Source organism: Solirubrobacter pauli (assembly GCF_003633755.1).
Classification (GTDB): Bacteria; Actinomycetota; Thermoleophilia; order Solirubrobacterales; family Solirubrobacteraceae; genus Solirubrobacter; species Solirubrobacter pauli.
The window spans coordinates 3,140,057-3,161,207 of sequence record NZ_RBIL01000001.1 but is presented as its reverse complement, the minus strand read 5'-3'; the positions used below and the strand labels follow the sequence as shown (position 1 = coordinate 3,161,207).

19 protein-coding genes and 1 pseudogene are annotated in these 21,151 nt (G+C 72.9%); 11 read left to right on the top strand and 9 right to left on the bottom strand.

What is annotated here, in order from left to right; translation table 11 throughout:
* Positions 1-26 precede the first annotated feature (26 nt).
* Positions 27-1,592 (top strand): hypothetical protein, encoded by a 1,566-nt coding sequence (locus tag C8N24_RS14890; RefSeq protein ID WP_121250989.1) that lies wholly within the window; start codon positions 27-29, stop codon positions 1,590-1,592.
* A gap of 13 nt (positions 1,593-1,605) precedes the next feature.
* Positions 1,606-2,157, top strand: coding sequence for a YqgE/AlgH family protein (locus C8N24_RS14885; protein ID WP_121250987.1), 552 nt, complete (start codon positions 1,606-1,608; stop codon positions 2,155-2,157).
* On the opposite strand, the gene C8N24_RS14880 is transcribed toward C8N24_RS14885, so the two are convergent.
* From C8N24_RS14880 to C8N24_RS14860, 5 genes are all read right to left on the bottom strand, one after another.
* Positions 2,146-2,859 (bottom strand): hypothetical protein, encoded by a 714-nt coding sequence (locus C8N24_RS14880; protein ID WP_121250985.1) that lies wholly within the window; start codon positions 2,857-2,859, stop codon positions 2,146-2,148. The two genes, C8N24_RS14885 and C8N24_RS14880, sit on opposite strands and share 12 nt — an antisense overlap.
* The gene (locus tag C8N24_RS14875; protein ID WP_211339974.1) at positions 2,856-3,392 is read right to left on the bottom strand and encodes an RNA polymerase sigma factor; all 537 of its coding nucleotides are present in this window, start codon (positions 3,390-3,392) and stop codon (positions 2,856-2,858) included. The genes C8N24_RS14880 and C8N24_RS14875 overlap by 4 nt, the downstream gene beginning before the upstream one ends.
* 43 nt (positions 3,393-3,435) lie before the next feature.
* The gene (locus C8N24_RS14870) at positions 3,436-4,104 is read right to left on the bottom strand and encodes a response regulator transcription factor (RefSeq protein WP_121250983.1); all 669 of its coding nucleotides are present in this window, start codon (positions 4,102-4,104) and stop codon (positions 3,436-3,438) included.
* Positions 4,105-4,195: 91 nt separating this feature from the next.
* On the bottom strand, positions 4,196-5,515 hold the full coding sequence (locus C8N24_RS14865) for a sensor histidine kinase (protein WP_121250981.1): 1,320 nt from the start codon (positions 5,513-5,515) through the stop codon (positions 4,196-4,198).
* Between the two features lie 2 nt (positions 5,516-5,517).
* Complete coding sequence (locus C8N24_RS14860) at positions 5,518-7,002, bottom strand: EAL and HDOD domain-containing protein (RefSeq protein ID WP_121250979.1); 1,485 nt, start codon at positions 7,000-7,002, stop codon at positions 5,518-5,520.
* 221 nt (positions 7,003-7,223) lie between these two features.
* Between C8N24_RS14860 and C8N24_RS14855 the strand changes: the two genes are divergently transcribed.
* From C8N24_RS14855 to C8N24_RS14840, 4 genes are read left to right on the top strand one after another with little or no spacing between them, the layout of a single operon-like run.
* The gene (locus C8N24_RS14855) at positions 7,224-8,855 is read left to right on the top strand and encodes a putative manganese-dependent inorganic diphosphatase (protein ID WP_121250977.1); all 1,632 of its coding nucleotides are present in this window, start codon (positions 7,224-7,226) and stop codon (positions 8,853-8,855) included.
* 18 nt (positions 8,856-8,873) lie between these two features.
* Positions 8,874-9,137: a hypothetical protein gene (locus tag C8N24_RS14850; protein WP_121250975.1), complete on the top strand. Its 264-nt coding sequence runs from the start codon at positions 8,874-8,876 to the stop codon at positions 9,135-9,137.
* Complete coding sequence (locus tag C8N24_RS14845) at positions 9,138-10,397, top strand: family 20 glycosylhydrolase (protein ID WP_121250973.1); 1,260 nt, start codon at positions 9,138-9,140, stop codon at positions 10,395-10,397.
* 28 nt (positions 10,398-10,425) lie between these two features.
* Positions 10,426-12,984 carry an outer membrane protein assembly factor BamB family protein gene (locus tag C8N24_RS14840; protein WP_147447810.1) on the top strand — a complete coding sequence of 853 codons (2,559 nt, stop codon included), beginning with the start codon at positions 10,426-10,428 and terminating at the stop codon, positions 12,982-12,984.
* Here the strand turns inward: C8N24_RS14840 and C8N24_RS14835 are convergent.
* Both C8N24_RS14835 and C8N24_RS14830 read right to left on the bottom strand, forming a co-directional pair.
* Positions 12,981-13,721 carry a Type 1 glutamine amidotransferase-like domain-containing protein gene (locus C8N24_RS14835; RefSeq protein WP_121250969.1) on the bottom strand — a complete coding sequence of 247 codons (741 nt, stop codon included), beginning with the start codon at positions 13,719-13,721 and terminating at the stop codon, positions 12,981-12,983. The genes C8N24_RS14840 and C8N24_RS14835 overlap by 4 nt on opposite strands.
* Before the next feature lie 19 nt (positions 13,722-13,740).
* Positions 13,741-14,481: a Type 1 glutamine amidotransferase-like domain-containing protein gene (locus tag C8N24_RS14830; protein ID WP_121250967.1), complete on the bottom strand. Its 741-nt coding sequence runs from the start codon at positions 14,479-14,481 to the stop codon at positions 13,741-13,743.
* 118 nt (positions 14,482-14,599) lie between these two features.
* Between C8N24_RS14830 and C8N24_RS14825 the strand changes: the two genes are divergently transcribed.
* Positions 14,600-15,745 carry a carboxylate-amine ligase gene (locus C8N24_RS14825; RefSeq protein WP_170179103.1) on the top strand — a complete coding sequence of 382 codons (1,146 nt, stop codon included), beginning with the start codon at positions 14,600-14,602 and terminating at the stop codon, positions 15,743-15,745.
* 255 nt (positions 15,746-16,000) lie between these two features.
* On the opposite strand, the gene C8N24_RS14820 is transcribed toward C8N24_RS14825, so the two are convergent.
* Positions 16,001-16,918, bottom strand: coding sequence for an endonuclease/exonuclease/phosphatase family protein (locus C8N24_RS14820; protein WP_170179102.1), 918 nt, complete (start codon positions 16,916-16,918; stop codon positions 16,001-16,003).
* A 173-nt stretch (positions 16,919-17,091) separates the two neighbouring features.
* On the opposite strand from C8N24_RS14820, the gene C8N24_RS14815 reads away from it, so the two are divergent.
* The 4 genes and pseudogenes from C8N24_RS14815 to C8N24_RS35560 all read left to right on the top strand — a co-directional run bounded on the left by C8N24_RS14815 (position 17,092) and on the right by C8N24_RS35560 (position 18,657).
* Entirely contained in the window at positions 17,092-17,595 is a 504-nt protein-coding gene (locus C8N24_RS14815) for a FixH family protein (protein WP_147447809.1), read from the top strand.
* Positions 17,592-17,948 (top strand): hypothetical protein, encoded by a 357-nt coding sequence (locus tag C8N24_RS14810; protein ID WP_121250959.1) that lies wholly within the window; start codon positions 17,592-17,594, stop codon positions 17,946-17,948. Before C8N24_RS14815 ends, C8N24_RS14810 begins: the two co-directional genes overlap by 4 nt.
* Positions 17,938-18,264: pseudogene (locus tag C8N24_RS35565) on the top strand (VOC family protein); the annotation flags it as partial. The gene C8N24_RS14810 and the pseudogene C8N24_RS35565, both read left to right, overlap by 11 nt.
* Positions 18,265-18,312: 48 nt before the next feature.
* Positions 18,313-18,657, top strand: a complete 345-nt coding sequence (locus C8N24_RS35560) for a VOC family protein (RefSeq protein ID WP_121253223.1) — start codon at positions 18,313-18,315, stop codon at positions 18,655-18,657.
* A 25-nt stretch (positions 18,658-18,682) separates the two neighbouring features.
* Here C8N24_RS35560 and C8N24_RS14795 read toward each other — a convergent pair whose 3' ends face one another.
* Entirely contained in the window at positions 18,683-21,073 is a 2,391-nt protein-coding gene (locus C8N24_RS14795; RefSeq protein WP_170179101.1) for a bifunctional aminotransferase class I/II-fold pyridoxal phosphate-dependent enzyme/GNAT family N-acetyltransferase, read from the bottom strand.
* Positions 21,074-21,151 lie beyond the last annotated feature (78 nt).

Sequence of the window (21,151 nt, the reverse complement as noted above, 5' to 3'; positions counted from 1 at the left end):
CCGCCTGGGTCGATGACTCAGGCAAGATGATCCGCCTGCACTCGATCGGCGCTGCCGTATTCGCGCTTGCGACCCTCGCGCTTCCGACGTACGCCTTGCAGCACCAGTCCGGCGAGCGGCTCACCCACCTCGACACCCGCGGGCAGCTGCAGGACGTCAACCTCGCCGAGGTCGTCGTGACCGCGCGGGCCGCCGCCGACGGCGGCGACGGGCTGCCGACGAGCTGGTGTGGCGAGGACCGCACGACCGACAACACCGCCAACGCCGCCACGCCGGCCACCAAGGCGCAGTTCAAGGTCGTCTACGCGTTCGCGGCCGATCGTCCCAACCGCTTCGCCGGCTGGCGCGACGCCATCCAGGCCAACGTCGCCATCGTCCAGCGCTTCCTGAGCGCCCAGAGCGGCGGCACCAAGGCGATCCGCTTCGACATGGGCACGAGCTGCGGCGCCCAGTACGTGGACATCCAGATCGTCCCGCTGCCGGGCACGCGCGCCCAGTACGCCGACAACTTCGGCGCGATCTCCGGCGCCGTCCAGCGCGCGCTGGGCGCGACGAACACGCCGCGCAACGCGATCGTGATCGCCGACGGCCTCGCCGGCGGCACGCAGGAGTACGGCCTCGGCGAGACGATCATGGGCGCGTCCGGCGAGAAGCCCGGCGCCGCGAACGTCCACAACCGCGGCGGGCTCACCTCGATCCTCTTCAGCCGTGACGGCGCCGCCGCGCCCACCAACGCCCGCTGGGGCTGGTGGCCGGAGGGCTTCCTGCACGAGATGACGCACAACCTCGGCGCCGTCCAGTGGGGGGCTCCGCACTCGACGCAGCCGCGCGGCGGCTCGGCCCCGAACTACGGCCACTGCTGGCAGGGCGCCGACGTCATGTGCTACGTCGAGGACGCCGGCGCGGCGCACGCGATGCAGATCGACTGCACGGGCCTGCCGGGCGCGATCCCGCAGAACTTCGACTGCGGCCGCGACGACTACTTCAACCCCGCCCCGGCCCCGGGCAGCTACCTGGCGACGCACTGGAACACGTACGAGTCGGCGTTCCTGGCGCCCTGCGGCGAGATCGCCCCCGCGTGCGGCGGCGGTGCGCAGTGGGTTCCGCAGCCCCCGGCCGCGACCGCGCCGCCGACGGTCGCCGGCGGCCTGCGCCGCGGCTCGACCCTGACGGCGGGCACCGGCGCGTGGAGCAACGGGCCGACGGGCTACACCTACCAGTGGCAGCGCCTCGCGGCCGCCGGCTGGGAGGACATCGACGCCGCCACGGATCAGACCTACCTGGTGACGAGCGACGACCTCGGGCGTCGCCTGCGCGTGACGATCGTGGCCACGAACCCCGACGGGTCCGCCGCGGCGGCCTCGAACCCGACGGCTCCGGTCGGCGGTTCCGGCGTCAACCGCCCGGTCTCCTCGACCTCCAAGAAGGGCAAGAAGTCCAAGGTCAAGGCGGGCACGTCCTCCAAGAAGAAGAAGTCGGGCAAGGCCAAGAAGTCGTCCGCCAAGAAGAAGAAGTCGTCGGTCAAGAAGAAGAAGGCGACGACCAAGAAGCGGTCCAAGACGTCGAAGTCGACCAAGGCGAAGCGCTCGTAGGCACAATGCAGGGATGGCCGAGTCCCTGCGCGGCAAGCTGATCCTCGCGTCGCCCGTCCTGCGCGACCCGAACTTCGTCCGCACCGTCGTCCTGATCGCGGAGCACACGGACGAGGGCGCGATGGGGCTCGTCCTCAACCGGCCCGCCGGCTCCACGGTCGGCGAGGCGGTGCCGGACCTGTCGTGGCTCGCGGGTGACGAGGAGCCCGTCTACGTCGGCGGTCCGGTCGCCGAGACCGCCGTGATCGTGCTCGCCGAGTTCGACCGGCCCGAGCTCGCGGGCGCGCTCGTGGACACCGACCTCGGCTTCATCGGGGCGGACGCCGACGACCCGGACGATCTGTCCGGCGCGATCCGCCGCGCGCGGGTGTTCGCCGGCCACGCCGGCTGGGGTCCCGGTCAGCTCGAGGAGGAGCTCGCCGAGGAGGCGTGGATCATCGAGCCGCCGACCCGCGACGAGATCTTCACCGCCGACCCCTCGGAGCTGTGGGCCGCGGTGTTGCGCCGCAAGGGGCATCGCTACGCGCTGCTGGCGACGATGCCCGAGGACCCCTCACTGAACTGAGCGCGCGAGCGCGACGGCGCGATCGCGTGAGTCGACGCCCTCGATCCGCAGCAGCAGCCCGTCGCGCCGCTCGACGAGCAGCGTCCGGCCGGCGATCCGCTGGTCCTCGAACCCGAACCCGCTCGCCGACTGGTACGCGAACCCGTGCGGGTTCGTGATCCAGAAGGCCGGCGCGCCGTCGACGCGCAGCCGCTCGACGGCCGCCCCGGAGCCGACCGTCTTCTCGATGAACGGCGTCACGCGTGCCTTGAACGTCTGCACGAGCACCGGCCCGTCGTAGACCAGCGAGGCCGCCGTCGACCCGTCGGGCAGCGTCGTCGCGTAGACGCCCGGCGTGCCCAGGTCGCGGGCCTGGAGCACGGGGACGCCGAGCGCCCCGAGCGTGGTCGGCGTCCCGAGCCGCAGCCCGGCGCCGGGCGTGGCGCGCGGCTCCTCGCGTTTGATCTCGACGCTCTCGAGCCCGAGCCAGCGCAGCACGGTCGAGCGCGCCTCGGGCACGGCGAGGGTCCCGCCGGCGAGCACGAGCGCGACGGCCCCGGCAACGGCGGCGAGCCGCGCGCGGGGCCGGCCGAAGCGACGCGCGGGGATGCGGCCCGGCGGTGGCTCGGTCGCGATCCGCGCGTGGACCCTCGCAGACAGGTCGGGCGTCGCCGGCCAGTCCACGTCGAGCTCGCGCAGGGCGCGTTCGAGGTCGGGCGTCATCCCGGGATCTCCTCGCGGAGGCGTGCGAGCGCGCGCGACGTGCGCGACTTCACCGTGCCCGGCCGGACGCCGAGAGCGGCCGCGGTCTCGGCTTCGCTGAGCTCGAGCAGGTAGCGGCAGCCGAGCACGAGGCGGTCGTCTTCGCGCAGGCGGGAGAGCGCGCTCAGCAGCGCGCCGCGCGTCTCCGCCGCGAGCACCGCGGACTCGGCCGAGCGGTCCGGGAGCGGCGGCTCGGCGCGCAACGCCAGCGCGCTGCGACGGCCCGCCGAGCGGCGCCGGTTGCGCGCCTCGTTGGCGACGATCGTCAGCAGCCACGGCCGCCACGGCTCACCCCGGCGGAAGCGGGGCAGCGCCCGCCACGCCTTCACGAAGGCGTCCTGGGCGGCTTCCTCGGCCTCGGCGGCGTCCTGGGTGATGAGCATGGCGGTGCGGAAGGCGATGTCCTGGTGCGCACGGACGAGCGACGCGTACGCGTCGCCATCACCCTCCACGGCGAGGGCGATGAGCTCGCTCTCCGTGAGCGCTCGAGCCACCGCCCTCTTCTACACCGGCCCGCGCGGGCCGGTTCCGCCGGACCTAGTCCTTGAGCCGGTAGCCCGCGCCGCGCACGGTCTCGAGCTGCGTCACGCCGAACGGACGGTCGATCTTGTCGCGCAGGTAGCGGACGTAGACGTCGACGATGTTCGAGCGGTTCTCGTAGTCGTAGTCCCACGCGTGCTCGAGCAGCTGGTAGCGCGAGAGCACCTCGCCCGGGTGACGCATGAACGTCTCCAGGAGCTGGAACTCCTTCGCGCTGAGGTTGACCTCGGTCTCCTCGCGCCAGACGCGGCGGGCGGCGGGGTCGAGCTTGAGCGTGCCGACCTCGAGCACCGCCGGGCGCTCCACCGGGCCGCGACGGGCGAGCGCGCGCAGGCGCGCGAGCAGCTCGGCGAACGAGAACGGCTTGGCCAGGTAGTCGTCGGCGCCACCGTCGAGGCCGGCGACGCGGTCCTCCACGCTGTCGCGCGCGGTGAGCATGATCACCGGCGACCAGATGCCCTCCTCACGGAGGCGGCGGCACGTCTCGAAGCCGTCGATCCCGGGGAGCATGACGTCGAGCACGATCGCGTCGTAGCCCGTAGAACCCGCCATCCAAAGCGCGTCCTCGCCCTTGATGGCCACATCGGCCGCCAGCCCTTCCGAGCGCAGACCGCGCCGGATCAGGCTCGCCATCTTGATCTCGTCCTCGACCACCAGCACGCGCATTCCAGACCCCATCTCTCGTGTTGGTGAGCATCTTCCTGCTCGTCAATGAAGCGTAGATGAGAAGATGAGAGCGCTTTCATGAGAGCGCGGCTCATGTTGATGGGAGCGAGATCCAGACGTCGGCGCCGCGTTCTCCGTTCGCCGCGTGCGCGGTACCTCCGTGCGCCGTCGCGATCGCCGCGGCGATGGCGAGCCCGAGGCCGGTGCCGCCCCGCGTGCGCGCTTCGTCCGCGCGCGTGAAGCGCTCGAACGCGCGCGGGATGAAGTCGGGTGGGAAGCCGGGCCCTTCGTCGCTGACGTGCAGCTCGACCGCGCCGTCGGCCTCCCGCGCGCTCAGCCGCACCGTGCCCGTGCCGTGGTGGAGCGCGTTGTCGACGAGGTTCGCCAGCGCCTGCTCGATCCGCGCCGGGTCCGCCTCGAAGATCACGCCGGGCGACGGGTCCGGCGCCAGCGGGCGCCCCTCGGCGCGGGCGCGCGTGCGGAACCGCCCGGCGACGCGCGCGAGCATCTCGCCCGCCTCGATCGGCTCCGGTCGCACCGGTAGGCGGCCCTGGTCGGAGCGGGCGATCACGAGCAGGTCCTCGGCGAGCCGTGAGAGCCGCTCGGCCTCCTCGGCGGCGGAGCGCAGCGCGTCTTCGAGCTCGTCGCGCGTGTGCTCGCCGCGCAACGCGAGCTCGAGCTCCGTGCGCAGGATCGCCAGCGGCGTGCGCAGCTCGTGCGACGCGTCGCTCACGAACGCGCGCTCGCGCTTGAACGCCACCTGGAGCCGGTCGAGCATCTCGTTGAGCGTCCGGCCCAGCCGCCCGATCTCGTCGTTCGCGGGCGGGACGGGCAATCGCTCGCTCGTCTCGGCGGCGGTGAACGCGGCCGCGTGCCGCCGCATCCGCTCGACCGGGCGCAGCGCGGCGGCGGCGAGCGCGTAGCCGATCGCGGACGCGATCAGCAGCGCGAGCGGACCGCCGACCAGCAGCAGCGCGTGGAGGGCGGCGAGCGCTTTCTCGCGCTGCACGAGCGACTCGCCGACGACCAGGATCGCCGGCTCCCCGTCGGCCCGCACCGGGCGGGCGAGCAGCCGCAGGTCGGTGCTGTCACGGCGGGCTTCGGCGATCACGTCGCCCGCCCGCGCGGCGGCCACCTCGGTCGAGTCCAGCAGGGGCCGGTTGCCCGCCCCGGTGCTCGTGTCCTTCACGCGGCCGTCCAGCGTGAGCACCTGCGCGTACGGCTCGCCCGTGGCGGCGAGCGCGCCGCCGCGCACGACGGCGGCCGCGTCGCGCGCGCGGGCGCCGAGCCCGTCGTCGATCGTCGAGTCCAGGTTCTCGGCCACCAGCACGCTGAGGACGATCCCGGCGGCGGTCAGCAGGACGGCCATCACGCCCGTGAACGCGAGCGTGAGCTTGAACCGCAGCGGCATCCTCACCCGAGCCAGCGTCCGGTGTCGTCCGCCCAGCGGAGCGCGTCCAGGTAGGCCTCGGCCAGCTCGGTGGGATCGGCGCCGTCGGTCGGGAAGCGGCCCTGCTCGTAACGCAGCACGGTTCCCAGGATGCGCCCTCGGCGGCCTTCGTGACGCAGCAGGGCTCCCGTGATCTCATCTGAGAGCGGGAGCGACGCGAGCACCTCGTCCATCGGCGCGTCCAGCAGCGCGTCGGCGACCGAGAACAGCCCGACCGTGAACAGGCCGTCGCGGTCGTCCTCGTCGGCGCCGGCCCCGAGCAGCTCGCACATCCGCGCGCGCAGCAGCGCGAGCGCCACCACCTGGTCGGGCGCGTCGGCGGCGGCCGTGAGCGCGACGACGGTCGCCCACCGGCGCACGGCGCGCGTGCCGAGCAGCGTCAGCGCCTCGCGCACGCTGTCGATCTTGCGCGGCAGCGCGAAGTAGGCGGAGTTGACGTGGCGGATGAGCGCCAGCGAGAGACCGACGTCGGCGCCGATGATCCGCTCGAGGTCCTCGAACGACGGGTCGGCGGCGGTGAGCTCGCCCAGCGCCTGCAGCGACGCGAGCGCCCCCGTGCCCGGCCCCTCGCCCCCGCGCGGGCGGGCGAAGAACGCGCCCTGGAAATGGCTGAAGCCGAGCACGCGGCAGCGGGTGAACTCGTCCGCGTCGTCCACGTCGGTGGCCACCAGCTCCAGCCCCCGCGCCGCCGGCTCGGCGATCAGCGCCTGCAGCTCCTCGTCGGGCCGGCCGTCCGCGCGGACCTTGACCGTCTGGCACTCGTCCAGCAGGGGCGACGGCCCTTCGTAGCCGTCCAGCGCGAGCGTGAAGCCCGCGGCCCGCAGCGCCCGCGCGCGCTCGAGCGACGTGTCGGCCGCGAGCAGCAGCGTCAGGCCATGCGCGGCCAGCTCAGGGGCGACCTCGCCGTCCAGGCTCAGCCAGAGCGGGCGTCCTGCGGCCAGCGCGACGAGTTCCCGGGGCGGGAACGACGCGAGCACGCTGCCGTCGCCCACGAGCTCGTAGCCGACCACCTCGCGACGCCCGTCCACCACCGGCCGCCGCACGATCGCGACGCGCGCGGGCACCGCCTCGGTCATGTCGCGGTCCACGCCCAGCCAGCCGTCGTTCAGCGCGACCGAGCGGGTGTCGACGGTACGCCCGCCCCGCTCCACCACGCCGGAGCGCCCGGGTTGCTCGACCGTGCTGCCGACGGGCAGCGCCGGCGTGTTCGAGTACGTCACGGTGCCGCCCGCGTCGGCCGTCCAGATCCAGTCCGGCGCGCGCTCGACCCGCGCGCGAAACGGCGTCAGCTCCGTCACCTCGCGGTCGCGCCGCAGCAGCTCGGCGACGAGCCGCGCGTGCTCGGCCTCGGCCGCGTCGGCGCGCGCGCTCTCGCGCCGCAGCCGCTCGCCGACGACGGCCAGCACCACGATCAGCACTCCCGCAAGCACCAGCGCAGCGACGATCACGGATGGATCGTCGCATCCAGACCGGTCAGCGCGCGGTGTCCGGCCGAGGCCCGCGTCCGGGCGACCGTTGAACCTTCGCACGGGACCGTGCGTATCGCGCGACGAGGACCGGAATCGACGCCCTGCTCGGGACCCCCCTCCTGTCAAGGGCGTCACCTTCTCCCGCGGCTCGGCCAGGAAGGCCGGGCCGCTCGGAGAGCTCCGCCGTATATTGATCGGCCATCGCCGCTCTACCCGTCATCTACGTCACCGGGCATCGCAACCCGGACACCGACTCGATCGCCGCCGCGGTCGGCTACGCCGAGCTCATGGGCCGCGTGGATCCGCACAACGCGTACGTCCCCGTCCGGCTGGGCGAGGTGAACACCCAGACGCGCTGGGTGCTGGACCGCTCGAAGGCCTCGGAGCCCGACTTCCTCGCGCACGTGATGCTGCGGGTGCGTGACGTGATGCGCCAGGACTCCCCGCTCGTGGAGTCGACCGAGCCGGTGCGGGAGGTCGGTCGCCTGATGGCGCGCCAGGACCTCGACCTCGTGCCGATCGTCGGGCCGGACGGCACGCTGTCGGGCGTGATGACCGAGCGGGCGCTCGCCCGCCGCTACATCCGCGAGTCGCGCGAGCCGTCGGAGCTGGACGCGCCCACGCGCGTGAGCGCGATCGTCAAGGTCCTGCAGGGCGAGACCCTCAGCGGCAGCGGCGACGAGGAGGTCTCGGGCCAGATCTGGTGCATGGCGATGGACATCGGCGCGCTCCCGTCGGAGATCGGTCCGGGCGACGTCGCCGTCGTCGGCAACCGCGACGACGCGCAGCGCGCGGCGATCGAGCTCGGCGTCGGCCTGCTCGTGGTGTCCAACGGCACGCGCCCCGACGCCGACACCGTCGCGCTCGCCTCCCAGCACGGCGTGCCCGTGGTCACCTCGCCCCTGGACTCCTACGTCACGGCGCGCATGATCACGCTGTCGGCCCCGTGCCGGGCGCTGATGGACCCCGAGCCGCTCACGGTCCGCCCGGACGACCTGCTGTCGGACGTCGCCGACGAGGTCAAGGAGGTCCACTACCGCGCCGCCGTGGCCGTGGACGCCAAGCGCAAGCCGATCGGGCTCGTGACGCGCACCGACCTCGTGTCGCCGCGTCCGCGCCGCGTGCTGCTCGTCGACCACGCCGAGCAGGCGCAGAGCGTCGAGGGCGTCGAGCAGGCCGAGATCGTCGAGATCCTCGACCACCACCACATCGGCTCGATCGAGACGACCGTGCCGGTCCGCGCGACGTTCGACCCCGTCGGCTCGACGTCCACGCTCGTGATCGAGCGCTTCCGCCAGAACGGCATGGAGCCGAGCCGCTCCTCCGCGCTGCTGCTGCTCGGCGCGATCATGTCGGACACGGTCATCCTCAACTCCCCGACGACGACCGAGCGCGACTGGAGCGCCGTCGAGTACCTCGGCCGCGTGCTCGCGATCGACCCGATGCAGTTCGGGCGCGAGATGTTCGAGGCCACGTCGGACCTCGAGGGCGTCGAGGCCGACGCGATCGTCTCGCGTGACCTCAAGGAGTACGAGGTCGGCGGCGGGCACACGATCGGGATCGCCCAGGTCGAGACCGTCGGCCAGGGCCTCGACGGCCGCAAGCCGGAGCTGATGGAGGCGATGCGGCGCGTCCGCGAGCGCAACGGCTACCCGATCTACGCGCTGATGGTCACGGACATCCTCGCCAAGGACACGGACCTGTACGTGAGCGGCGATCCGGGTCCGCTCGAGCAGGCCTTCGGCCAGGCGGCGGTGGAGAACGTGATCCCGCTGCCGGGCGTGATGAGCCGCAAGAAGCAGGTCGCGCCAAAGGTGCTTGCTGCGCTGTAGAGGGGGTACTGTCCCCAGATGGCCCTGAGAAAGCAGAAGAGCCGCAAGCAGCAGGTCGCTGAGCTTGCGGTCGACTACCTGAAGATCAAGACCGCCACGAAGGCGGCGAAGGGCGGCGCGAAGGGCGCCAAGAAGGCCGCGAAGGGCACCGCCGTCTACAAGGTGGCGAAGAAGACGCCGATCGTGAAGCGGATTCCGGTCGTCGTCGGTGCCGGTGTGGCCGCGCTCGTGGCGACCAAGGTCGTCAAGGGGCGCGGGGGCGGCGAGCCCACTCCTGCCTAAGTGCTGATCCCGGTCCCGGCCGTGCTCGAGGCGCGGCCGGGCGATCCGGTCGGCCTGCCGGCCGACGTCGAGTGCACGCGCACGGACGGCGCGGCCGAGAGCTACCGGTTGGAGATCGGCGCGTCGGGCGTGGCCTTCAGCGCCGCCGACGCGGCCGGCGAGGCCCGCGGTCGCGCGACCCTGCGTCAACTGGGCACGACGTCCACGCCGCTGCTGATCGAGGACGCCCCGAAGTACCCCTGGCGCGGGCTGATGCTCGACGTCGCCCGCCACTTCTTCGGCGTCGACGACGTGCTGCGGCTGATCGACCTCGCCGCGCTGTACAAGCTCAACGTCTTCCACGTCCACCTGACCGACGACCAGGGCTGGCGGATCGAGGTCCCCGGCTGGCCGAAGCTGACGACGATCGGCGCGGAGACGCAGGTCGGCGGCGGCGCCGGCGGGTTCTTCACGGCCGCGGACTACCAGCGGATCGTCGACCACGCGGCGCGCCACTCGATCACGGTCATCCCGGAGGTCGACGTGCCCGGCCACGTCAACGCCGCGCTGCGCGCCTACCCGGAGCTGTGGGGCAAGGACGCGCCGGAGCCGTTCACCACCTGGAGCAGCCCCGGCCACTCGCTCGACGTCCGCTCGGAGGTCGTGCACCGCTTCCTCGCGGACGTGATCCGCGCCCTCCCGGGCGAGTACGTCCACCTCGGCGGCGACGAGGTCGAGGGCCTCTCGCACGATGACTACGTGCAGTTCATGTGGGACGCGTGCTCGCTCGTGGTCGAGCACGGCAAGCGGCCGATCGTCTGGGAGGAGGCCGGCGTGGCCAAGCTCCCGCCCGGCACGATTGTGCAGCACTGGTCCGACGCGAAGCCCGCGCGGGCCGCGGCCGAGCAGGGCCTGCCGCTGATCATGTCCCCCGCGCCGCACACGTACCTGGACCAGAAGTACGACGAGACGACCGAGCTCGGCCTCACGTGGGCGGGCGCGGTCGACGTGCGCGACGCGTACGAGTGGGACCCGGAGGCCGTGATCGACGGCGCGCAGGTGCTGGGCGTCGAGGCGGCGCTGTGGTCGGAGACGACCGAGACGCGCGAGCACGTCGACTCGATGGTCTTCCCGCGCCTGCTCGCGACGGCCGAGGTCGGCTGGTCGGGACGCCGGGGCTGGGAGGACTTCCGGGCGCGTCTTGGCGCCCACGGCGCGTTCCTCGAGGGCCTTGGCGTGCCGTTCCACCGCTCAACCCAGATCGAGTGGTCTAAGCGCTAGCGGATCGGGGCATAGTGGCATCGCCCTCATGCCCCGTTCATCGCTGCTCGCCTGCCTCGCCATGCTGCTCTGCGCCGCTCCGGCGAGCGCCGCGCCCGACTCGGCGCCCCAGTCCTTCCCGGCCGTCGCGGGCGTCGTGTCCGACGCGCTTCTGGACGGCGATACCGCGTACCTCGCCGGCTCGTTCGCCGGCGTCGGCCGCCACTCCGGCCCGCTGACGCTGGTCGGCGGCGACGGTGCCGTGCGCCGCTCGTTCCTGGACCTCACGAGCGACGGCCCGGGTGAGGGCATCGGCTACGAGGACGTGCAGGCCCAGCTGGAGGTGCGCGCGATCGCCCCGGACGGCGCGGGCGGGTTCTTCGTCGGCGGAACCTTCGACTCCGTGGTCGGCGTGCGGCGGCACGGACTCGCGCACCTGCGGGCCGACGGCTCGCTCGACACGACGTTCCAGCCGGGGGTCAGTGGCTCGGTCTACGCGCTCCAGCGGGCGGGAGAGGTGCTCTACGTCGGCGGTGCGTTCAGCGGGCCGAAGGGCAACAACGTCGTCGCGCTGGATACGCGGACCGGGGCGGCGCTCGACTGGGGCCACGGTGGCCGGATGAACGGGCAGGTCACGGCGCTGTCGGTGGCCGGCGACCGCGTGTTCGTCGGCGGCGAGTTCAGCACCGTGGCGGGTGCGACGCGGTACGCCGCCGCCGCCCTGGATCGCACGACCGGACAGCTGCTGGCGTGGAACCCGGGACTCGACGGGAACGCGTCCGTGAGCGCGATCGCCGCGCGCGACGGCCGCGTGTTCGTGGGCGGCTCGCTGTACTCGGCGCAGCGGACGGAGCTCCACGGCACGGCCCTGTTCAGCGCGGACGACGCGGCGACGCTGGTGCCGTGGCGGCCGGGAACGGGCGAGACCGCGCAGCTCGCGGTCGGGGCGCGCGCCGTCGCGACGCTCGAGTACCTCGACGGCGAGCTGCGGGCGTTCGACACGGCGTCGAGGGCGCCGCTGCCATGGTTCGGGGACGTCGCCGAGCAGGCGAGCGCGATCGCCCTGGACGGGGAGACGCTCTACGTCGCGACGTTCCGGTCCGGGATCGTGGCCTTCGACCTGCTGACGGGGGCGCGGCTGCCGTACGCGGGCGCAGCGGCCGGCACCGTGCTGGGCGCAGGCGGCGGCCAGGTCGCGACGGGGCGCCGCGGCGGCGGGACCGTCGACGTGGTCCCGCGCACCGCGTTCGCAGCGATGGACGTGCGCACGGGCGCGCTGCTGCCGTTCGACCCGCAGATCGCGGGCGCGGTGTGGCAGAACGGGCGCTACCTCGAGCCACACGTGAACGCGCTGGCGCGGGCCGGCGACGCGCTCTACCTCGGAGGCGCGTTCGCGACGGTGGCCGGCCACGCGCAGCAGCACCTCGCGGCGGTCGATGCCCGGACCGGCGCCTGGCGCCCCGGCTTGCCATCAGTGCAGGGCGAGGTCCGCGCGCTCGCCGTGCACGGGACGACGCTGTACGTCGGCGGCGACGTGTTCGAGCTCGGCGGCCGCCAGGTGTTCGGGCTCGGCGCCATCGATCTGACGACCGGGCACGTGCTCGACTGGGCGCCGTACGACTCCTGCCCGGTGTACTCGCTGGCGGTGGTCGGCTCGCGGCTGTTGGTCGGCCGGTGCGAGCTGCGCGCCTACGACGCGGCGACGCGCGCCCCCATCGCCGCGAGCGCCCTGCCCACGGGCGGGGTCTTCGCGATCGAACCCGACGGCGCCGGCGGCGTCTGGCTCGGTGGAACGATCGCCGGCGGGCTCCAGCACCTGGACGCGAACCTCGCCGCCCTGCCCGCGCCGGCGGTCAACGGCCGGGTCGAGTCGCTGGCGCTCGACGGCTCGCAGCTGTTCCTCGGCGGCACCTTCTCGACGATCGCGGGCGAGCCGCGCTGGAAGCTCGGCTCGATCGACGTGACCACGAACCAGCCGACCGCGTTCCGTCCCGAGCCGAACGTCGGCCCGTCCTTCCTGCTCGCCCTGGGCGGCGACCGCCTGCTGGCGAGCGGCACCTTCAGCTTCATGACGCAGGGCGCGACGAACCACTTCGCGCGCTTCGGCCCCACCGGCGAAGTGCCACCGACGGTCACGCCGGGGCCGGGGACGCCCACGGACCCGGGCCCGGCCACGGACCCAGGCGGTGGATCGAACCCAGGCGGCGCCACCGGCCCGGGCGGCGCGTCAGACCCCGACGGCTCGTCGGCCCCGGGCGGCGCGACGGCCCCCAGCGGCTCGTCGGACCCGGGCGGCGCGTCACCCAGCCCGGGCGGCTCGCCCGCGCCCGGTACACGCGCCCCGAGCGGCGGCTCGGCCACGCCCGCGCCACGGGTCGCGACCCGCGCGCCCGTCACCGTCACCCGGCTGCGCGACGGCCGCGTGCGGCTGCGCTCGGACGCCGCGCGCACGGTCGTCGTGCGCGTGCGGGACGCGAAGACCCGGCGCGTGCTCGCCCGCCGCACGGTCAAACTGGCCAAGGGGACGCGGACGGTGCGCGTCGGCAAGGCGCGGACGCGCGTCTACGTCGAGGCCACCTGGCACGGCGGGCGCGCGGTCGCCCGCTAACGCGCCCGCAGCGCGCGCACGGCCCGGTACTCGGCGATGTCCGCCTCGTCGCCGAACCGGTCCGGCCGCGCGAGCAGGCGCGGCGTCAGCAGCTCCTCGGTGCCGTCCGGGCCGATCCGCAACGCCTGGCGGTTCGGGCGTGAGGAGACGACCTCGTCGAGCTCGTCACCGCGGAAGAGCAGCGCCACGCCGTCGTCGGCGGCGTAGCCGGGCGGGATCGAGCCGTCCGCTATCGCCGCTCGGCAGACGGGGAGCCGCGCGGGCTCGCCGTCCATGTGCACGGAGAGCGACCCGGGCAGGAAGCCGAGCCCCGGCGACGGCGCGGGCGAGCCCAGCGACGACGTCACGCCCCATTCGAACCAGCACATCGCACCCGCGCTCAGCCCCGCGAGGACCACGCCGGACTCCCAGCACTCGCGCAGGATCTTGTCGAGCCCGAGCGCGCGCCACACCGCGAGCAGGCCGAGCATCGACCCGCCGCCGACGTAGACGATGTCTTGCGCGAGCAGCGTCTCGCGCAGGGGGATCGGCCGGCTGCCGAGCCGGAACAGCGAGATGTGCATCGGCTCGCAGGCTCGCGCGCCGAACGTCGCGTGGAACTGCCGGATCTGCGCCTCGCCGTCGCCGGAGGCGGTCGGCAGCAGGCAGATCCTGGGCACCTTCGCGCTCGCCAGCCCGAGCACGTAGTCGTCGAGGGCGGGGTTCTCCGGCTCCATCGTGAAGCCGCCCCCGCCCATCGCGAGGATCGTGGGTGGCCTAAGCGGCTGCGAGCTCGAGCTTGGGTCGCTCACCGAGGTAGGTCGCCTCCAGCGGATGCTCGACGACGTCCTCGCCCGCGACCTCGACCCGATAGGCGCGAGCCTTCGGGCGCGAGAGGACCACGCGGTGCAGGTCGTCACCGATGAAGTGCAGGGCGGCCCCGTCCGAAGCCGCATATCCGCCGGGCATGCCGTCCTTCAGCGCCTGGTGGTAGGCCGGGCGCCGGTCCGACTCCTCGTCGTAGTGCACCGCGTTCGAGTGCGAGAGGAAGCCGAGGCCTTCGTAGGGCTTCGCGTCGTGGTGGTAGGCCGTGAGGCCTGAGTTGAACCAACAGAGCGAGCCGGCGGACACGCCGACAAGGATGACACCCGCCTGCCACGCGGCGCGGAGGTCCTCGTCGATGCCGTGGGCCCGCCAGACGCCGAGCAGCGACAGGATCGATCCGCCGCCGACGTAGATCATGTCCTGCTTGAGCAGGTGCTCGCGCACGGAGCCCGGCCCGCAGTCGCGGCGGAACAGGGAGATGTGCGACGGGTCGCAGATCTCGCTCGAGAAGTGCCTGTAGAAGCGCACGACGTAGTGGTCTGCATCGCCACTGGCGGAAGGAAAGAAGCAGACCTTCGGCTTCTTACGTCGACAGAGCCCGAGAACGTACTCGTCGAGGAGTGGATTGTTCGGCTCCATGGAGAAGCCGCCTCCTCCATAAGCCACGATCTGCGGTGGACGTCCACGCTTCATGGCTTCGAATGTACGGGCGGTTCGGGACCTCGACCACGACCGCTCGTACAACGTTCACCCGCGAAGTCTGGACCGCAGGGTGGAACACGTCAGGCCACCGCCGCGACACGCTGCCTACATGGCTTCGGCAGCGTGGGCGAACTGGAAGACGACGGCGGCACCCTGGACGGTCGGCGTCGAGGAAGAGGTCATGCTGCTCGAGGTCGACGGGTCGCCCGCGTGGCGCTCGGAGGACGTTCTGCGCGTGATGCCGGACGAGCTGTCCGAGCACGCCCGCGGCGAGACGCACGGGCTCGCGCTCGAGCTGGCCACGAACCCGCACGCGACGGTCGCCGACGCCACCGCCGAGCTGCGCACGATGCGCGCCGGCCTCGCGGCGACGGTCCGGTCGCTCGGCCTGCGCGCCGCGGTCGCGGGCACGCACCCGCTGGTCACGGCCGAGGAGGTCGAGGTCTCTCCGGGCGCGCGCTACCAGTTCCTGCACCAGTCGCTGCGGGAGCTGGCCCGGCGCGAGCCGACGTTCGCGCTGCACGTGCACGTCGCGGTGCCCGACGCCGAGCTGGCGACGCGCGCGTTGAACGGCATGCGCGCGCACATCCCGGTGCTGCTGGCGCTGTCGGCCAACTCGCCGTTCACGCGCGGGCGCGACAGCGGGCTCGCGAGCGCCCGCACGCCCGTCTTCCAGGCGTTCCCGCGCACCGGGATCCCGCGTGAGTTCGACGGCTACGCGGAGTACGTCGAGTCGATCGACCTGCTGATCCGCTGCGGCGCGATCCCCGAGCCGACGTTCATCTGGTGGGACGTGCGCCTGCAGCCCAAGCTCGGCACACTCGAGGTGCGGGTGATGGACGCGCAGACGCGGATCCGCGACACGGCCGCGCTGGTCGCGCTCGTCCAGTGCCTCGTGCGCTGCGAGGCGCTCGGCACGTGCGCCGAGCCGGAGCTCGCGCACGCGCCCGAGGTGCTCGACGAGAACCGGTTCCTGGCCGCCCGCGACGGCATCGACGCGCAGCTGCTGGACCCGCACCGCGATCGCCGCGTGCCCGCTTCGGGCCGCCTCGCCACCCTGGTCGACGCCTGCTGGCCGCACGCGCGGGAGCTGGGCTGCGAGCGCGAGCTGCAGCTGCTGGCCCATCTGGCGGGCGACCCCGGCGCCGCGCGCCAGCGCGCGATCGCCTCCGAGCCGGCCGGCCTGCGCGGCCTGCTGCACACACTGCAGGCGGAGTTCTCTCCGCCGCGCCCGCAGCTCGCGCTCGCCGCGTAGAGGCGCCTCCCTTTAACGAGAAACGGGGCCCCGATGGGGCCCCGTGACTCTGCCTGCTGTCCACCTCTCGGTGTCTGTGATGCGGAGTTCCCGGCCAGGTTGTCCAGGCCTGGCCGGGAGGTTCCGCCACCGAATCCGAGTCCCTGGGAGGAGAGGCCGGGACTCGGAGTGCGTGTGCAGCACCCTTTCTCCTGAGGGAGATTCTGCTGGCGAAAGCGGTTGCGGACCACCGACATCCGGTCGGAAGCGAACCGACTAACGGTCGGGAAGCCGCAGCTCCGCGATCACGGCGCGATGGTCGCTGCGCGGGATGTCGACGACCGTGACCTTCTCGACGCGCACGCGTTCGTCGACGAGCACGTGGTCGATGGTCAGCGGCAGCGCGCGGTCGGACTTGGTCCCGGCCGGCCAGGTGTGCGTCCAGCCCTCGCCCGTGGCGTCGGCGGCGTCGGTGTAGCCGCGGTCCAGCAGGGCGCGGAGCTCGGGATGGTCGAGCGTCGCGTTGAAGTCGCCCGCGAGGATGCGGACGTCGCCGACGCCGTCGGAGCTGGGCAGCGCCTCGAGTGCGCGTCGCCAGTCGGGTGCCGCCTCGAAGGTCACCGGCGGACGCGGGTGCACGGCCTTGATCCGCACGGGCGGCGCGCCCTCGACCGTGAACACCGCCTCGGGTTGCAGCTCGCCGCCGGAGGAGGCGAGCGGGTACTTCGACAGCAGCCCGGCACCCGCCGCGCCCGCGTCGGGCAGCAGGATCCGGTGCGGGAACTGGTCGGTCTCGAACTTCGGCAGCATCTTCGGCCGCAGCTCCTGCACGCTCAGCACGTCCACGTCGTGCTCGCGCGCGACCCGCAGCACCGCCGGCACGTCCGCGCGCCCCAGCCACAGGTTCGACGTCATCACCACCAGCCGCGGCCCGCCGGCCTCCGGCTGCGGCCCGGCTACGGCCCGCGGCACCATCGCGAACGCCAGCGCGACCGCGGCCACGCCCGAGACGATCGCGACGGCCTTGCGCCGCAGGATCAGCGCCAGCACCACCGGCGCGGGCGACGTGAGCGCCGCGTAGGGCGTGAAGGCGATCGCCGCGACGAGCGGGAACGGCGCCTCCACCCCGAGCGTGCGCAGCAGCGCCCACCCGATCCAGGGCAGCGCGAAGAGAACGGCGACGACGGTCCGCACCCGCTCCAACCTAAAGGGGTCAGACCCCTTTAACGCAAACCTGCACCAAATCGGCACATTCGGGCCTGGCTCCGAACCTAAAGGGGTCAGACCCATTTAGGTTCCTTTAGGTTCGGGGGAACCTCTGCCGACCGGCGGGCGTATAGAGGGCGTTCGAGGAAAGGAGGCGCACGGTGCGCCGTCTGCTGATCGCTCTTGCAGTGCTGGCGATGCTGGTGCTCGCGCCCGCCGCGATGGCCGGTGGGTGGGCCACGGTCGGGTTGAGCTCCACGCCCGCGGGCACGCAACCCAGGGACCCGTGGACCGTCGATCTGACCGTGCTCCAGCACGGGCGGACGCCGCTGGTGGACGTGCAGCCCACGGTCACGATCCGCAGCGGCGACGCGACGCGGACGTTCGACGCCGCGCCGACCGGCAAGCCCGGCGTGTACCGCGCGAACGTGGTGTTCCCGACGGCCGGGACGTGGACGTACGAGGTCAACGACGGCTTCATCACGCAGCAGCCGCACACCTTCCCGGCGGTGCGGATCGGCGGGCCCGTCTCCGCGCCCGCGACCGCGACCGACGAAGGCGGCCCGAACGTCACCCTGCTCGCGCTCGGTGGCCTCGCCTTCCTGCTGGCCGCGGTGCTGCTCCTCGCCCGACGGCACCGGCGGCACGAACCGCAGGCGGCGTGAGAGCCACCACCCTCGCCGCCGGTGGCCTCGTCTGCGCGGGGGCGGCGATGACGATCGCCGCCTTCGCCGGCGGAGGCGACTCCACCGCGACGACCGCGACGAAGCCCACCCGCGACGGCCTCGCGGTCTTCATCGAGCAGGGCTGCGGCTCCTGCCACACGTTCGCGCCGGCCGGCTCGACCGCCCCGATCGGCCCGGACCTCGAGGTGGCGCTGGTCGGCGCGAGCCGGAAGGACGTGCAGCGCGCGATCGTCGCGCCGCCCCGCGACGGCCCGATGCCCGACGACTTCGCGACCCGGATCAGCCCGCCGGACCTCGAACGTTTGGTCACCTTCCTGCTCGGTGCACAATGACCGTGTGATCGACCATGTGGGCATCCGCGTCGCCGACCTGAACGCGTCGCAGCGCTTCTACGACACCGTCCTGCCGGTGCTCGGCCTCGAGCGGCACGACGACCCGACGTACACCGAGTGGGGCGACTTCGCGATCGGCACGGACGGTCCGGTCACGAAGCACCTGCACATCGCGTTCTTCGCGCCGTCCCACGACCTCGTGGACGCCTTCCACCGCGCCGGCGTCGACGCCGGCTACCAGGACGACGGCGCGCCCGGCCCTCGCCCCCAGTACCGCGAGGACTACTACGGCGGCTTCCTCCGCGACCCGGACGGCAACAGCGTCGAGGCGGTCTACACCGGCCGGACGCGGGAGACGGGCGCGATCGACCACCTGTGGCTGCGCACGCGCGACGTCGCGGCGATCAGGCGCTTCTACGTCGCCACCGGGCACGCGATCGGCGTCGACGAGCCCGACCACGTCCAGATCATCACGGACGGCGCGTCGTTCTCCTACGTCACCGGCGAGCCCGTCACCGAACACGTGCACATCGCGCTCAGCGCCGACACGAACGCCAAGGTCGACGCGTTCCACGCGGCCGCCATCGAGGCGGGATACGAGGACAACGGCGCGCCCGGAGAGCGCGCCGAGTACCACCCCGGCTACTACGGGGCCTTCGTCCTCGATCCCGACGGCCACAACGTGGAGGCCGTCAACCACAACCGCTGAGCTTAAGCGTCCTGGACGTTCAAGTTCAGGCGCCGTGTGAGTCGGCGGCCAGCGCCGCGAGCACCTCGCTCGAGTAATGGTCGCTCGCCTGCGCGAAGGCCACGCGCTCCTGCACATGCGCGCCGAAGCGGGTCTTCTCGAACGTCGCGCCCATGCCCAGCAGGACGCGCTTGGAGCCGAGCTCCCGCGCGCGCAGGACCGCCTGGCGCAGTGCCTGGCGGTAGGCGCCGTGCGAGCGCGTGTAGTCGTAGTCGAGCCCGACGACCATCGGCGCGTAGTGGCGCGTGCCGACGAAGTGCGCGCCGAAGGCCACGACCGTCCCGCTCTCCTTCAGCCGCAGCGTCATCAGCTCCCACGACGGGTGGGCGAGCATGTCGCGCAGGAAGCCCTTGGGCAGCGGGAACGAGTTCAGGTCGCGCCCGCGCGCCTGCACGGCGAGGTACAGCGCGTACAGGTGGTCGAGCTCGGCGTCGCTCACCTCGCGGCCGCCCGCGCGCAGCCACTCGACCTCGTAGGCGTCGTCGAACGCCAGCACGGACTTGCGCTGGTGCACGCGCGCCTTGACCGACAGCTTCGCCAGCCACTCCGCGTCTCCGCCGTGGACCGGCTCGTACACCAGCGACTGTGGGAGGGACGTCTTCACGTAGCCGCGCTCGCGCACCGCCTCGGCCAGCTCGAGGTCCGCCGCGTGCAGGTCGCGGAACACGATCGTGCCGGCCCCGGCCGCGCGCGCGTCTTCCGACACGGCCGCCATCAGCAGGTCCAGCGCGCCCTTCCAGTCGGCGTTGCGGTCCAGGTACAGGTGGTCGCCCTCGGTCAGCAGCGAGCCCATCCCGAACGTCGTGGACGTCAGGTAGTACGGGTCCTCGGCACGCCGCGCCTCGACGAGGTCGGACACGGCGGCGGAGGCCATCATGTCGTCCTTCCACAGCGCCGCCGTGAAGAACGTGGCCAGCACGGCCTTGCCCGCGCGGTCGCGCACGACGTAGTAGTGGAACGCCCACTGGTCCTCGGGGCGCTCGCCCGGCTGCCCGAAGGCGCGCTCGAGGAACCGCAGGCCGTCGACGGTGAACGTGCCGCGCTCGCCCAGCAGCGTGTCCCATTCGGCGGCGTTGAGCGCGTCGGCCGAGACGTGGTGCTCGATCGCCAGCGCCGGACCGTGCTCGCCGACGATCTTCGCGTGGCGGCGCTTGGCGGCCTCGCCCGCGCGCTCGAGCGCGGCCGGCACGTGCCGCGCCAGCGACTCGACCAGCCCGCGGATGTCCTCGACCGTGTGGTGCAGCGTGAGCGTGATGCGCACGCCGGCGTGCTTCATCGGCACCGCCGGGAACGTGCCGAGGTTCGTGTAGTAGCCGTCCGCGAGGATCTGCCCGATCACGTCGTGCGCGACGACCGGCAGGCCGAGCGGGACGTAGCGGATCGGCGTGGTGTCAGTGGTCGCGAGCGGGATGCCGTGCTCGGAGCACAACGACGTGAACAGCTCGACGCGCTCGCGCAGCGCCGCCTGCAGCGCCGGCAGCTCGTCCGACAGGTGGATCTTGGCCGACTCGATCGCGGCGCCGAGCAGCGGCGGCTGGATCGGGCCGGAGAACATCATCGGGCCGCCGCCCGTCTTCACGCGGCGGCGCAGCTCGGCGTCCGGGAACACGATCGCGCCACCGGCGGCGCCGAAGGACTTGTTCAACGAGCACGCGGCGATCACGCGCGGGTGGCCGCCGAGGACGTCGAGCGCCGGGCCGCGCCCGTGCTGCCCCGCCCAGCCGACGCCGTGCGAGTCGTCGACGTAGAGCCACAGCTGCGGGTACTTGTCGAGCAACGCACGCAGCTCGGCGAAGGGCGCGAGGTCGGCGAACATCGAGTAGACGCCGTCGGCCATGTACCAGATCCGGTCGTGGTCCTTCGAGAGGCGGTTGATCATCGCCTCGAGCCGCTCCATGTGGTTGTGGCGGACGAGGTCGACCGCCGTGCCCTTCACGCGCAGCTGGTTCGCGGCCATCTGGACGGACGCGTGGACCTGATGGTCGAGCAGGACCGCGTCCGTGGAGTCGACGAGCACCGGCAGCGTCGACAGATGCCCGAGCGACGTCGTCGGCGTGACGAGCACGTGGCCGCCGAACATCTGGCTCAGCAGCGTCTCGAGCTCGAGGTACTGCGGCGAGGACAGGTACCCGCGCGAGCTGGAGAACTGGGTGCCGTAGCGCAGGACGGCGTCGATCGTCGCCTGCTTCATCCGCGGGTCCAGCTCGAGGCCCAGATAGCTGCACGAGCCGAAGCTCACGACCGAGCGGCCATCCAGGGAGATCGTCCGACCATCCAGCGGCGCCACGTCGTCGGGTGAAAGCTGCAGCAGGCCCTTGCCGGCCGCCTCGGTCAGTACTTCGTCCAGGATCGCCAGGCGCTCTTCAGCAGTCGGCACGGTGTTCCCCCACAAATCGGATCGTGATACGCATCCATCGGCCGACCGGTGAGAGACCTTGAATGTGATGTCGGTCAC